The sequence below is a fragment of the Moorena sp. SIO3E8 genome, assembly GCF_010692445.1.
Classification (GTDB): Bacteria; Cyanobacteriota; Cyanobacteriia; order Cyanobacteriales; family Coleofasciculaceae; genus Moorena; species Moorena bouillonii.
In genome coordinates this window covers 34,972-49,050 of the sequence record NZ_JAAHHM010000018.1, presented here as the reverse complement: position 1 = coordinate 49,050, position 14,079 = coordinate 34,972, and the positions used below count along the sequence as shown (strand labels likewise).

Sequence of the window (14,079 nt, the reverse complement as noted above, 5' to 3'; positions counted from 1 at the left end):
ACCGATACTAATAGCCGCGCTGGCAAAAACTGTTAACCACAACCAGCGCGGCTTTCCTCCCTCCTAAAAAGGAGTTACTTCCATGATGCAAAAAAAAATCACGATCATCAATCCTCGCTGGCTACATCTCAGTAAGCGTTCAGCTTATGCGCTACGCGCACGCTACGCGAACAGTTATAGCGCTACCGGCAAGGCAAGAGGCAAGAGGCAAGAGGCAAAAGTTGACATGCATTAGCGTAGGTGCCCTTGACCCATTAAGAATTAAATTCGCCATGGGTCACACCTGAGGTACACAGGATTTTTTCCCTATTCCCGTCTTGATGCAGTCGCTCATGGGGGAAACCCCCAAGACCGCTTAGGTGCGCTTTCCGTTGGCGAATTAAATTCGCCACGGGTCGCACCTCTGCATCGCTGTTCCCTGTTCCCTAAAACCAAAAAATCTGTACTTTACCCAATTGAAAACTTCTGACTTCTGACTTCTGACAGCTGACTGCTGAATAATTAAATTTTACGAGAGTAAAAAAACAGGAATATATTTCGACGAATAAAAAAATAAAAAGGGAAATCCTAGCATACAATAGTGAAAATATCGTCTACTATAAGAGTAAGATAGTGCTTAACTGCTTCCTGGAAAAACACTGTCAAGTGCCCAGGTAACAAATAGATTCAGTTACCCATAGAATCAAGGGAACTAGTGTAAGGATAAGCCAAGTCAATGGTCACTCATGACTTAGGCTTATGTCAGATTAGGGTGTTATCTACGCCAACATTTTATCTACGCCAAAAGAGTTTTCACTAGTAACCCAAGGCCAAAAAAATTAATTAATTCAGGGGTATACGATGTTATTTGTGCTAATTTATAATGGGCAAAAATAACCAAATTATAGGTATATATCCACAGGATTTGGAGTCAATTATTTGGCCATGATTCCCATAGCACTGTCGATTGCTACACTTCCTAGTACGAAAGTATTGATTTTTATTCTAAGCACTAAACCTTTGATTACTAATGTCTCAACAAAAGCGTAAAAGGTTAAGGTGCACCAGCGGTTGGACGCTGCAAAGTTGGAAAATTTGCTTGCCCTTAATCGCAATAATCATGCTGTTGTGTGCCGAGGTAGCAGTAGCCCAGAATCCACCTTTTCAGACTACCCTTGCATCTCTCCAAATTGCCGTGGATACTATCTGGGTGATATTCACTGGTTGTTTAGTATTTTTCATGAACGCGGGCTTTGGGATGTTGGAAGTTGGTCTTTGCCGCCAAAAGAACGCCGCCAACATTTTGACTAAAAACCTAATTGTGTTTGCCCTGTCTACAGCCGCTTACTGGGTAGTTGGCTTTGCTGTGATGTTTGGTGATGGGAACCCTGTTTTAGGTTTCAATGGCTTTTTCCTTTCAGGATTAGATAATAGTCCAGCCATAGGAGAAGCCTACAACGGTGTCTTCTATTCACTAAAAGATATTGGTATACCCCTCAACGCCAAGTTCTTTTTTCAACTGGTTTTTGCTGGAACTGCTGCGACTATTGTGTCTGGAGCAGTGGCTGAGCGCATCAAATTTTCTGCGTTTTGTCTGTTCAGCGTTCTACTTGTGGGCATCATTTACCCAATCACGGGTCACTGGATTTGGGGAGGAGGCTGGCTAGGAGGAAGCTGGCTACAAGGGCTAAAAGTTTGGGACTTTGGTGGTTCCACCGTAGTTCACTCCGTAGGCGGTTGCTGTGCCTTAGTAGGTGCTTACCTTCTCGGACCACGCAAGGGCAAATATATAGATGGCGTCTCCTATGGGCTGCCCGGACACAATCTCAGCCTGGCGATTCTAGGTTGCTTGATTTTATGGCTGGGCTGGTTTGGTTTTAATCCCGGCTCAACCATTTTTAATCCCGGAACGACGAATTTAGATCCCAACGCCATTAGCCATATTGTCCTGACGACGAATACAGCAGCTTGTGCAGGGGGTATTGCTGCAGCTCTAACTACCTGGTTTGACCCAAGGGATCCTGACAGTAAGCCTGACCCCACTATGATTATTAACGGAGTACTGTCGGGTTTAGTAGCTATTACTGCATCCTGTCGATTCGTTACCATTGGTAACGCTATTGCTATAGGTCTGCTTGCAGGAATAATTGTGGTCTTTTCAGTGGACTTCTGGGACAGGATGAAAATTGATGATCCAGTAGGTGCTATTTCTGTCCATCTTGTTGGTGGAGTCTGGGGAACACTGGCTTTAGGTCTTTTCAGTGAAGGACCTGGTGATTTGTATGGTATTGGTAACGGTCCAGTAGCCGGACTATTCTGTGGTGGCGGGATAGATAGTATCCCGCAGCTTTCTATTCAACTACTTGGCATTGTTGCAGTAGGTCTGTCAACGGTTTTCCTGAGCTCGCTGGCTTGGTTATTTGTTAAAAGCATACTTTCCTCAAGTCTGAGAGTTACAGAAAAAGCAGAAATTGAAGGTCTAGATTTCCACGAACACCGTATGACTGCCTACAGTGGCTTTTTGTTTAAGGGAGATGTCAAGCAATTAGCCATGAGGGATCGGCAAAGACATAATTAGGGTTTGCTGAAAAAGTCTTTTGGTATGGGATTGAGTCAGCGAGTGTGGAGTCAGGAGTTAGGAGAAATGGGAATTATATCTGACGGGGTGACAAACAGCCTTAAAAGCCTTACTGGGTGTGGGGTGTGGGGTGAGGGCGAACGGGGAAGATCAGGAGCTGGCTACGTTGCTAGGGACGGTTGAATCAGGTATATGACCGATTGTTATTGCTGGGCTCACTCCAAATTCCCTGTCAGCCATGCTTTGCGCGAGTGGTTTGAAGTTACCGTAAGATAGTGGAGCCTTGTCTTGATGCAGTCGCTCATGGGGGAAACCACGCCAGTTGCTCATGGGGGAGACCACGGCAGTCGCTCATGGGGGAAACCCCCTTTGGCGGCGCTGCCTCCCCAAGACCGCACTGGCTCCCCAAGACCGCGCTGCATCGCTATTCAAAAGTTTTTAACCCTTTTCTGCATAACCTGCTAACTATAAAGGCTCCACAATAAACAGGTTTCGTCTCCGGGGGAAACCCCCTGTTCCGAAGCTGCATCGCTTCTATTTTCCCCACCCCCCACACCCGGTCACCCCACACCCTGTATACTTTTTAGCCTTGTTGTCACCACCTCAGGAATTATATAGGAGGTAGTCGGAAGAATTGTCCCTTGATTTTTATGCTGTTGTCTGCCCAAAAGGCTAAGTTATTGAGCTTTTTCGACCGAAAAGCTGGCACTTTTTTCGACCCAACAAGGCTAAAACCTTTATCTGTCAATGCTTTGAGAGTTAATCAGCCAGCCCTAATTAACACACTTTTCTGTAGATACAAGCCAACCCATGAAATTATAGGATTTATCCGGTTATGAAGTGAATAAGTAAAAAGATTTCCAAGCAAATCGGTTTAATTTGATACAGACAAACTAAGCCCAAAGATTAGAATCATAGAAGCAAATTAATTCAGGAATAATGTGATCATAGTTTGATCGGATGCCTCTCAAGACTATCAAGATAGCAATCCGTGTAGCAATTGAGATGATTTTGATCCCTATTCCCTATTCCCTATTCCCTGTTCCCTGTTTCCCTGTTCCCTGTTCCCTCTTCACTTTGCTAGAGTAGTTTAATCAAAATTAATCCCATGACCATAATCAATATGTCAAACAAACAACAAGATTACGATAGCGTTGTTAGGGATTTAGTAGCTGAATATGATGACATTTTAGGTGCAGTTATTCTCTATAAACAGTTACCAATTACTGAGTTAATAGGTAGATTAAATAAAACTGAAATTATAAAAATAGCCGATCAAATAATCGAGTTTCACAAATCTATTAACCGCTTACCTAGTCTGGTAAACAACGAAAAAATTTTGATGGAATCTAGAGATACTTTGCTGATTGTTGTTTTTTATCCTAATCAGTGTTTGTTGCTAGTTAAAGCTAAGCAAACTGATATCGTTGGCAGGATTCTACATGCTATTGAAGAAACCTCCAAAAAGATTCAGTCTTTACTTGACCCTAGAGCAGCTTATCGGAATGGTTATCAGTTCTTTGATCAGCCCAATGATAATGAAATAATATACAGGAAGAAACCCCTAAGTCCTGAATTTTAGGACGTTCCCAAATGTCAATACAACTGGGGCACAAAAAATTGCTCATTCAGAGGTGGGCGCACATAGTTATTGGGAGCCTTCTTGCGTGGGGGTAATTCTAGAGGTTCCGGTGTCATATCAACGTAGGGAATCTTGCTGAGAATATGACTGATGCAATTAAGGCGAGCCCGCTTTTTGTCATCAGCTTCCACCGTGAACCAGGGGGCTTCTGGAATATTGGTGTGAGCCAACATGTTGTCTTTTGCTTGGGAATATTCCACCCAGCGATCGCGAGATTCTAGATCCATCGGGCTGAGCTTCCAGCGACGAGCGGGATCGGTGGTGCGAGATTGGAACCGTCGTTCTTGTTCTTCATCGCTAACTGAAAACCAATACTTCAGCAAAATTATGCCGGATCTGACCAACATCTGCTCAAATTCTGGGCAGGTTTGCATGAATTCCTGATACTGTGCATCGGTACAAAAACCCATCACATGCTCCACCCCAGCGCGGTTGTACCAACTGCGGTCAAAACAGACAATTTCACCGGCTGCGGGCAGATGAGCTACATAGCGCTGGAAATACCATTGGGTCTTTTCCCGATCACTCGGTGTACCCAATGCCACAATTCGGCAGCCACGTGGATTTAGGGGTTCGGTAATCCGTTTAATAGTCCCTCCCTTACCCGCTGCATCACGTCCTTCAAACACAATCACAATGCGGGTTCCAGTATGCTTAGTCCAGTATTGCATTTTCACCAGTTCCAATTGCAGACGGGCAAGCTCCTTTTCATACATTTTCCTCGGAAGTTTAGAGCTGCCTTCTGCCTCAGAGATGTGGTAGAATACTCGTCGTTCTGAATTGGGTAGATTGGCCTTCTTTTGTTTCTTAAGTTTTTTCTTATTTAATTTTTTCTTATTTAATTTTTTCTTATCTTTCTTTTTACTATCTGCTGCTAGTAGATGATTCTTTCTGCTGGCCCGTTGGGACTTATCCCCATTCATAGATTTAGTTTTCATTGCTATACAACCCTGTATTTGTATTGAGCTTGATCTAGGGTGGGCAGTGGATCAGGCAGATTCACCAAGCTAGCCATCGGTTTGCTAGGCACTGCCCACTTTAGGATTTGCCCTTTGCCTAAAACCAAGCATTAATTGAGCTAAGAGGGAATTCACCGATTTTCTAATCCTCTAACTCGTTGCTCTAAGGCATTCATTCTTTCCTCTAAATTTAATTTATCAGATTCTTGGGTGATGCTATATCCAATCAATTGTTCTAATATCCTTTCTTGTCGTTGTTGGTTCTCTTGAGACATTAATTGTCTTTCTTGTAGTTCAAGTTGACCAGCTTGTAGTTCAGCTTGAACAGCTAGCATCTGTTCTAATATTGTCTCTTGCCGTTGTTGGTTCTCTTGAAACCTTAATTGTGTTTCTTGAAACTTTAATTGTGTTTCTTGTAGTTCACGTTGAACAGCTAGCATCTGTTCTAATGTTGCTTCAATTCGATCTAATCTGTTCGAGCCGTTGTTAGTCATTGTTAATTTATTAATTTAGTTAGGTTCTATTTAGAGCTATTGGGCCAATGGCTATAATTTATTATTATGACTCCAAGCTTTTAACTCCTGACTCCAACAGATGTATGGTGGGCAGGGCAGATGTAGGGTGCGTTAGGGGCGCTCGTCCTAATTTTCCGCCTCAACGCCCGAGTTGGGAGAGCCGCCCCGTAACGCACCACCGGGTCAAACAGCATGGATTGAGATGCAGCCCACCCTAGGATTAATGTGCTGGATAAAGTTAGTGCGATCGCTTTTAGCGATCGCAACTCTAGACCGCCTTGGCAAAGTTAGCTGGATCTTGGTCACGTCGGTGACGGATGGGAATAGCAGAACCTTGACCATTTCCTACTAAAGAGGCAGTTTTTTCCAGAGACTCTCTGAGCCTCTTAGCAGCATAGATAGACATATCCCGAGGAACACTAATTCTGTCGCGCAAATATCTAAGAGCAGGATCTGAACCCAACGGTGGCATACAGGTTTCCCCGGTAATCATGTCTGTCAAGGCACAACGCAGGGCTGGATCAAACAAGGTCTCGTCGGCGGGGTTAACTCGAATGATATTGGTGCGGTGTTTAAGCACTCGTTGGAGAGCTTCAGTACGGGAAGTCTCCGGTTCTGGGTAAGTTACATCCGGTAGCCCTTCCCAAGGACCATTGTCCACCCGTGCCTGATTGATTAACGTCTGGGGTTTATCGTTTGACCAGCAGCCCCCCATCTGGGGAGGCAAATCATGGACATGGGTGTGGAAGTCGCTCTGTGTGCCACGATAGGTAGGTCGGGTTTCCATAGCTTCAAACCAAGCTGCCAATCGGGGATTTTCTTCCCTGATAGAATAGCCTTTGTAGTAATAAAGACTGGCATTCATGCGTTCGACATCAGGCATGAAAATTACATCAACAGTGCCGAACTGATCCAGAAAGTAAGGACCTGGAGTGGAGCTTAGGGCATTTTCCACCATCTCCACCACTTGAATAAATTGGTCTTGGTGATGTTGCTCTTCTTTAGATGAACGTGTAGGATAGCACAGCCAAGTACACCAAGCTCTAAACAGAAGTCTCTCCAACTGCCTTAGGTTTATGACAGCGGGGTCTTTCATGCTTTGCTCTAAGGGTTTAAAAACCCGTTCTAATCCGATTAAAATGTCATCACTTTCGGTGATCAAGTTACCATCTAGCTCTAGGGCTGGTAGCATCCCCGATGGCACTTTATGCTTGTACCAACGTTCTTTCTTACCATAACAAAACATGGTTACTTTTTTGATACGATAAGGAATCTGTTTTTCTTCCAACCATAGCCAAATTTTCTGGCAGTAAGGACACCAAGCGTGGTTATCTCGGTATAGGGTAACCCGAATATCAGATTCAGTAAAACCAAATAGGCGCAAACAAGATTGAGCGTTAGTAGCGCCATTAACAGTATCTATTTCAAAATCCGTCAGAGCTTCTAGTTCTTGCCAGGTTAGGGGGGCGATGGTCATGGGGGTGGCTTTAATTAGAGTTTAGTACAAAAGATACTATCGCAGATTTTGTGTAAGCATTCAGCATTCAGCATTCAGCTATCAGCTATTGAATAAAATAAGCACCTCAAGTAGCGTGAGCTTTTAGCTCACGGCTGACGGCACCTCAAGTAGCGTGAGCTTTTAGCTAACGGCTGACGGCTAACGGCTGACGGCTGATTGCTGACGGCTGAATGCTTAGAACCAAGACAGTGATAAAGCTGAGCTTGGTAACCATCCACGGATATTAAATTATTAACAGAATTCTCAGCAGAACAATTAGGTAACTCTTCAACTGTTGCGTTAAAATTCACCAACCATAAATCTAGAGTACTTGACAAATTAGCAACAGTTTGTTTAAGAGTGATAGCAGCAGGACAATTGCTCTGCTGGCACTGAATTTGGTCTTGATGTGCCAATAGAAATTGGGGATTGAGGGAGGATAGTTTTTGATCAGCCTTCTGTTGGAATTCCCAAGCCAGTCCCATCATTTCACCAGTCTGTACCAAGGTGTTGTGAGTAGTAGCAATTAGTATCGGTACTGATGACTGTTGTTCAATTATCGGTACCAATAAATCTGGACGATAGTATTTTTGATAGCCTAGATTGCTGACTACGGTAATACTACTCAAAAACCCCATTATCAAAACTAGCGCTATAGTTTTTGAGCTCCTAGGGCTACTATTGTCACTGGAATTTGTGCTTGAAGCGTGAGGGTTAATCACGGCTAGGGCGGCTGCTACTAAGACAATCACAGCAGGGAAGTAAACGAAACTATACCGAGCACCACGGGTGAGGTCAGTACCAAGGCAGTAAGTAATACCAAAAAATAATGCGATCGCACTAATCAAGAAACTCCCTAAAACCCCTGTGACCAAAGCAGTCTGAGGGTGATTTAGTTGTATTTTTAGATAGCGATAGAGAATTGGGAGCAACCAGATTAGAAACACTAACATCACCAAACCCGAAGCAATGACCACGATCAGGGAAGATGACTCTACCGGCAATAGCGATAACATGGTGATCCAAGCAGCGAGAGCTTGAAAAATTGGCTTGCTCCAAGCCCAACTCCCGTCACTGCTACTTATAATCCATTCGGTCATCTGAGCATCGTAACTCGATAGCCACACCGGTAACCAAACTAATCCTCCCATGGCACTACCTGCCGCAACTGCACCAATACGGCGGATTGGATAGGGTCGAGAAGGAGAAATTTTGGCTAATCCCCAAAGTCCTAACAAAACCATGGCCTCAGCACAGAGGGTCAGGAGAAAAAAATAGTGGGTTGCTATACCTAAACAATTAACCACTACCCAAGACAGGGATATCCAAATCGGTAGAACAGTCTGGCGTTGAAGATGTTGTACAGCAATAATTAAGCAGCACAGGGATGCCATCACCCACAAAATAGCTAAGGTGTAATGACGGGCTTCCTGGGCTAGAAAAACACCGTAGGGAGACACAGCCATAATTGCTGCTGCTAGTTGAGCCACTAACCGGGAACGAAACCCTACCCAGCTCAGTCCATAGATTAGTGGAATTGATACTATACCGAACAGGGCGGGAAGCGATCGCATTCCCCAAATTACTAAGTCGCTATCCTGTAAGGATGTTCCATCGAACGCCTGTACACCGAAGGAGAATAGCCTCATCCACCAGTTCGCGAGGACAAAGTATAGAGGAGGGTGGTGATCCTCAGTAAATAAATGATGAATAACTGCTGATGCTCCCGATTCTGGGTTAAATTGCAGTGGTTGTAACAGGGTAGAGAGGGAAATGGCTTGGTCTAGGGGTAAGGTTTGATAACTATTGCCCAAGCTGAACACTATTGTGGCAAATTCATCGGTCCAGGGGGACTTCAGGGTGAGGTTAGTGAAGCGTAAAACACTGGCAATAGCAATCCAACACAATAGCAACAGGGGGTGAAACCAGGGACTTCTCAGGAAAGTTTTCAAAAATAATAACCTCAATCAGCACAGGAGCAGACTTGCCAATGGAATTGAAATAGATGACAGACAAAATATATGGAAACAGGGGGTTTTAGCCCCTAAGTTATTTTCACCTTGCGGCTAAACCATGGAGGTGTTCAACTGCGATCACTGCGATCATTGTAGATTTACTGAATAGGTTTACTGAATATTGCTGTGATTACAACTAGTATTGATACTATTCTCAACCGTGCCTTAGGGGGTATTGATATATCACCCGATGAAGGGGTTGTGCTTTTGAAGCAAACTGAAGCTCAGGCCGTAGCGTCAATTCAAGAAACTGCGGATCGGTTGCGCTATAGACAAGTTGGGGATACGGTTACCTATGTTATCAACCGTAATATCAACTTTACCAATATCTGTACCCAGCACTGTAGTTTCTGTGCTTTTCGTCGGGATGCCTCTGAAGAGGGGGCTTATTGGCTCGATTGGCAGCAAATTCATGAAAAGGCAGCGGATGCGCTGCGGCGGAATGCTACAGAAATTTGCATGCAGGGCGGACTCAACCCCAAGGCCAAGATGAATGGGGCAACCTTGCCCTATTACCTAGAGTTGGTAAAAACCATTAAGCAAGAGTTTCCTCAGCTGCATCTCCATGCTTTCTCTCCCCAGGAAGTGCAATTTATTGCTGAGCAAGATGGACTTAGCTATGCCCAGGTGATTGCTCAACTACAAGAGGCTGGTCTTGGTTCAATGCCAGGAACAGCAGCAGAGATTTTAGATGATGATGTCCGACGTATTCTCTGTCCAGAAAAGACCAATACCGCCACTTGGCTAGAGATTGTGTCAACAGCTCATCAACTGGGAATGCCCACAACCAGTACCATGCTCTCGGGTCATATTGAGACACCCCAACAACAAATGGCACACTTGGAAAAATTGCGATCGCTTCAACAAAAAGCCTGTAACCAGGGATACCCTGGCTTAATCACTGAATTTATCTTACTGCCCTTTGTCGGACAGGAAGCCCCGAAACCATTACGCCATCGTGTTGGACGGGATCAACCAGTCTTGAAAGATGCTCTATTACTCACAGCTGTAGCTCGGATTTTCCTAGGGAACTGGATTAAAAATCACCAACCGAGTTGGGTAAAACTCGGACTTGCTGGGGCGACAGATGCCCTTAAATGGGGTTGTAATGATATTGGTGGCACATTAATGGAGGAGCATATCACCACCATGGCTGGAGCTATGGGGGGTACCTGTATGGAAGTAGAAACATTACAAGCAGCCATTCAATCCCTTGGGCGTCCCTATCAGCAACGAGATACAATATACAGCTAATATCAAATCCAGTTAATCACTTCTAATCTGGTTGATACCATACCTGTTAATTAATAATTGGTAATTGATAATTATTAATTATTAATTATTAATTTACGAACAACCAATTTTAATCAGATTCAACGGTCACACAGAGATATAAGCCCTTATATTGATGTCCCTAGCAATCAAATCCATGACAAAAAAAAAGAAATCTTCTCTACTGCTAATTTTTGCAGCAGCCGTCTTGGTAGTAGGCGGTGGAGTAACCGCTTACTGGTTGCTAGTGCGGCGGCAGATTTTCCAACCAAATATTCAGGTAAGTACCCAGTTAGTTCCGCAAAATGCCTTCTTTACTGCATCAATTTCTACAGATTCCAAACAATGGCAGCAGTTGCTAAACTATGGCACAACTGAATCTCGACAAATTTTGGAAAAACAGCTTGCTCAGTTGCAGGAAAATTTACTAACTGCTAACGGCTACAACTATCAGGAAGATATCAAACCTTGGTTGGGTCAAGACGTTACCTTAGCATACTTTAGCCCTAGAGAGTTATCACCAGCAGTCTTATCAAACGATCAATCAGTTTTTCCCAGTTTGATTGTACTACCCATTGACAAACTAACCCAAGCAATGGAGCTGTTCAAAAAAGCCAAGTCTCAATCAGGGAAACAGTGGGTTGAGAGAACCTACAGAGGTATTCAGGTTTACGAAACGAACAAGAGTAACTCCCAAAAGTACTCAGTAGCAGTGCTGGGGCGTTTTCTAGTGGTGAGTGAAAACCCCAAAATTATTGATCAGGTGATTGACACCTACAAAGGAGCTATCTCCGTAGCTAGTAAAGCTGGTTACCAAGATGCGATCGCTCAGATTAAAGCTGATCAGTCCTTTGCTCAGTTGTATATTAATCTACCAACTTTTTTAGCCGCAGTAGCCACTGATTCCCAGGAGCAGCCTGAAAAAACAGCGACTAAACCCTTAAAGCAAGACATAGTCACAACAGTAACCCTAGCACCAAAGGGGATAAGTTTTGAAGGGATTTCCTGGGTCAAACCCAGAAGCACTGTTAAGGCCAGTAACGAAACTAGCGGTTCTTTTTTGCCTAGACGGATGCCAGCGAGTACCCTAGGCATTATATCTGGGGGTAACATCAGACAATTTTGGCAATACTATACCGAACAAGGAGCATTAAATTCTCTAATCCCCATTTCCCCAGACAATTTCCAAGCTGGTCTGAAAACCACCTTAGGGTTGGATTGGGAAAAGGATTTACTATCTTGGATGGAAGGGGAGTTTGCCCTAGCCTTAATACCAATGTCTCCCAAACAACTGGCGCTTCAGGATAATCCTTATTCTGCTCCCTTAGGAGCTGGGATAGCATTGATGGTAAAAGTAAGCGATCGCTCTGGTGCTCAAGCAACCCTACAGCAATTGGATGACTTAATCACCAATAGTTATCAGTTACCGGTAGTAGAAACTCAGGTGAACGGTCAACCAATGGTTAGCTGGACAGCCACTCTAGGAGGGGTGAATGCTACCCACGGCTGGTTAGAAGGGAATGTAGTCTTCTTCACCCTAGGAGCCCCCATTGCTAGTGAACTAGTTCCTCAACCCCAAAAGACACTAATTCAAGCACCTCTGTTTCAAAACACCGTACCAACCAAACCTAATCCCAACACTGGTCAATTTTTCCTTGATGTTGAGCGTACCCTCAACAGCAGTAATCTCAATCTCGCCCAACTACCAACCCAGCAAGAAACCTTAGCAAAGGCAATTAATACCATCGGCTTAACGGTTGCCAAAATCGACCCCAATCGTACCCGCTTTCAACTTTTTGTTCAGTTGAAAAAACAGTCTCAACCTAGTAAAGCTGCTGAAACTAAGAAGGGAGATAATCAGCAAAAGCCCTAAAGACGCTATTAGGTATTAGGTAAGCATTCAGCGGTCAGGGGTCAGTGGTCAGGGGTCAGTGGTCAGGGGCCAGGGGTCAGCGGTCAGGGGTCAGCGGTCAGTGGTCAGCGATCTACATTAGGCTGACGTAACTCAGATTAAACAAATGGTTACCTGTTGTCTTGATGCAATAGCGAGTGGGGGAAACCCCCAAGACCGCGCTGCATCGCTTATTCACAAAAGCTGATAGCTGATAGCTGATAGCTGATAGCACTAGGCATTAGGCTTTAACTCATCCCTAAAGCCTAATGCCTAACACCTAACACCTTGAGTTAACCGAGTACTACTTTATGCCATCGATACAGCACCAGATTTACCAGCAGCTTCCCTCAGGATTTCTGCTTTATCAGTTTCTTCCCAAGGCAGAATCAAATCAGTACGCCCGAAATGACCATAAGCTGCCGTGTCTTGATAGAAACGACCACCCCGTTCTGCTGGTAATCCGCGCAGATTGAAAGTTTGGATGATGCCAGCAGGACGCAGTTCAAAATACTTGTTGACCAATTCCAGCAAAATCTCCTCGTCCACCTTACCAGTACCAAAGGTTTCTACAAGGATACTTACGGGTCTAGCCACCCCAATCGCGTAACTCAGCTGGACTTCACATTTGTCTGCTAAACCTGCTGCCACAATATTCTTAGCTGCATAGCGACAGGCATAGGCAGCGGAACGGTCTACCTTAGTGGGGTCTTTGCCAGAGAAGGCACCACCACCATGGCGTGAGTAACCGCCATAGGTGTCTACAATAATTTTGCGACCAGTTAAACCCGCGTCACCTTGGGGACCACCAACCACAAATTTCCCTGTGGGGTTCACCAGGAAGCGTGTTTTGTTATCCGGCTTAATATCGATATCTTGGAAACAGGGTTCCACCACTGCTGACCACAAGTCATCTTTAATTTTTGCCTGGACAGCTACCTCATCGGTAATATCACCAATAGTGGCATCGTGTTGGGTGGAAACCAGAATCGTGTCAATCCCAACCGGCTTGCCATCTTCATAAACCACACTGACCTGGGTTTTGCCATCAGGACGCAGGTAAGATAAATCACCAGTTTTACGTACAGCTGCCAGACGGCGAGAAACCCGATGAGCCAGGCTGATGGGCATGGGCATCAGTTCTGGGGTTTCGTTGCAGGCAAAGCCAAACATCAGACCTTGGTCCCCTGCACCAATGGCATCTAGTTCATCGTCACTCATTTCCTGCCGACTTTCCTGGGCAGTAGTCACCCCTTGGGAAATATCAGGAGATTGTTCATCAAGAGCAACTAAAACAGAGCAACTGTTGGCAGAGAAACCATTGTCAGCATCTGTGTAACCGATTTCAGCAATTTTCTTCCGCGCCAAATCAATCAAATTAACCTGGGCTTGAGAAGTAATTTCACCAGTAATCAATACCAAACCAGTGTTAACGACCACTTCAGCCGCAACACGGCTTTGGTGATCTTGAGCGAGCATAGCATCTAGGATAGTGTCAGAAATCTGATCACAGACTTTGTCAGGATGACCTTCGGTAACGGATTCAGAGGTAAATAAATAGCGACGAGACAATTATCAATTCTCCTTTAACTATTTCTGAATAACCTGTATAGCATAGATCATTTTGAGTTGTTTGAAATCGCCACTATCAAAACTTTAACCTTTAATTATAGCATTTTTTTTTTATTTATAATCAACAGCTTAAGAAAAATCCTGAATTAAATCCTGAA

At 44.4% G+C, this 14,079-nt stretch carries 14 protein-coding genes; 7 read left to right on the top strand and 7 right to left on the bottom strand.

Going from position 1 to position 14,079, the window contains the following annotated elements; translation table 11 throughout:
* Window positions 1-82 precede the first annotated feature (82 nt).
* Complete coding sequence (locus tag F6K46_RS09665) at window positions 83-235, top strand: hypothetical protein (protein ID WP_293061326.1); 153 nt, start codon at window positions 83-85, stop codon at window positions 233-235.
* 19 nt (window positions 236-254) lie between these two features.
* On the opposite strand, the gene F6K46_RS09660 is transcribed toward F6K46_RS09665, so the two are convergent.
* Complete coding sequence (locus F6K46_RS09660; RefSeq protein WP_293061324.1) at window positions 255-392, bottom strand: hypothetical protein; 138 nt, start codon at window positions 390-392, stop codon at window positions 255-257.
* Window positions 393-1,078: 686 nt separating this feature from the next.
* On the opposite strand from F6K46_RS09660, the gene F6K46_RS09655 reads away from it, so the two are divergent.
* From F6K46_RS09655 to F6K46_RS09640, 4 genes are all read left to right on the top strand, one after another.
* Window positions 1,079-2,557 (top strand): ammonium transporter, encoded by a 1,479-nt coding sequence (locus F6K46_RS09655; protein ID WP_366664692.1) that lies wholly within the window; start codon window positions 1,079-1,081, stop codon window positions 2,555-2,557.
* Between the two features lie 291 nt (window positions 2,558-2,848).
* Entirely contained in the window at window positions 2,849-3,022 is a 174-nt protein-coding gene (locus F6K46_RS09650; RefSeq protein ID WP_293061320.1) for a hypothetical protein, read from the top strand.
* A 495-nt stretch (window positions 3,023-3,517) separates the two neighbouring features.
* Window positions 3,518-3,646, top strand: coding sequence for a hypothetical protein (locus tag F6K46_RS09645; RefSeq protein ID WP_269087037.1), 129 nt, complete (start codon window positions 3,518-3,520; stop codon window positions 3,644-3,646).
* A gap of 34 nt (window positions 3,647-3,680) precedes the next feature.
* Window positions 3,681-4,139, top strand: coding sequence for a hypothetical protein (locus F6K46_RS09640; RefSeq protein WP_075901604.1), 459 nt, complete (start codon window positions 3,681-3,683; stop codon window positions 4,137-4,139).
* 14 nt (window positions 4,140-4,153) lie between these two features.
* Here the strand turns inward: F6K46_RS09640 and ppk2 are convergent, their stop codons facing one another.
* The 5 genes from ppk2 to F6K46_RS09615 form a co-directional block, all read right to left on the bottom strand.
* Window positions 4,154-5,137 carry a polyphosphate kinase 2 gene (gene ppk2, locus F6K46_RS09635; protein WP_143727713.1) on the bottom strand — a complete coding sequence of 328 codons (984 nt, stop codon included), beginning with the start codon at window positions 5,135-5,137 and terminating at the stop codon, window positions 4,154-4,156.
* Between the two features lie 152 nt (window positions 5,138-5,289).
* The gene (locus F6K46_RS09630; RefSeq protein WP_293061317.1) at window positions 5,290-5,652 is read right to left on the bottom strand and encodes a hypothetical protein; all 363 of its coding nucleotides are present in this window, start codon (window positions 5,650-5,652) and stop codon (window positions 5,290-5,292) included.
* An 80-nt stretch (window positions 5,653-5,732) separates the two neighbouring features.
* The gene (locus tag F6K46_RS09625) at window positions 5,733-5,939 is read right to left on the bottom strand and encodes a hypothetical protein (protein WP_293061315.1); all 207 of its coding nucleotides are present in this window, start codon (window positions 5,937-5,939) and stop codon (window positions 5,733-5,735) included.
* Window positions 5,940-5,941: 2 nt separating this feature from the next.
* Complete coding sequence (locus tag F6K46_RS09620) at window positions 5,942-7,150, bottom strand: glutathione S-transferase family protein (protein ID WP_293061313.1); 1,209 nt, start codon at window positions 7,148-7,150, stop codon at window positions 5,942-5,944.
* A gap of 128 nt (window positions 7,151-7,278) precedes the next feature.
* Entirely contained in the window at window positions 7,279-9,123 is a 1,845-nt protein-coding gene (locus F6K46_RS09615) for a phospholipid carrier-dependent glycosyltransferase (RefSeq protein ID WP_293061311.1), read from the bottom strand.
* Window positions 9,124-9,312: 189 nt separating this feature from the next.
* Between F6K46_RS09615 and cofH the strand changes: the two genes are divergently transcribed.
* The gene (gene cofH / locus F6K46_RS09610) at window positions 9,313-10,440 is read left to right on the top strand and encodes a 7,8-didemethyl-8-hydroxy-5-deazariboflavin synthase subunit CofH (protein ID WP_293061309.1); all 1,128 of its coding nucleotides are present in this window, start codon (window positions 9,313-9,315) and stop codon (window positions 10,438-10,440) included.
* 175 nt (window positions 10,441-10,615) lie between these two features.
* Entirely contained in the window at window positions 10,616-12,331 is a 1,716-nt protein-coding gene (locus tag F6K46_RS09605; protein WP_293061307.1) for a DUF3352 domain-containing protein, read from the top strand.
* Window positions 12,332-12,658: 327 nt separating this feature from the next.
* On the opposite strand, the gene metK is transcribed toward F6K46_RS09605, so the two are convergent.
* A complete protein-coding gene (metK, locus tag F6K46_RS09600) occupies window positions 12,659-13,921 on the bottom strand; it encodes a methionine adenosyltransferase (protein ID WP_293061305.1) in 1,263 nt (420 codons plus the stop codon).
* Window positions 13,922-14,079 lie beyond the last annotated feature (158 nt).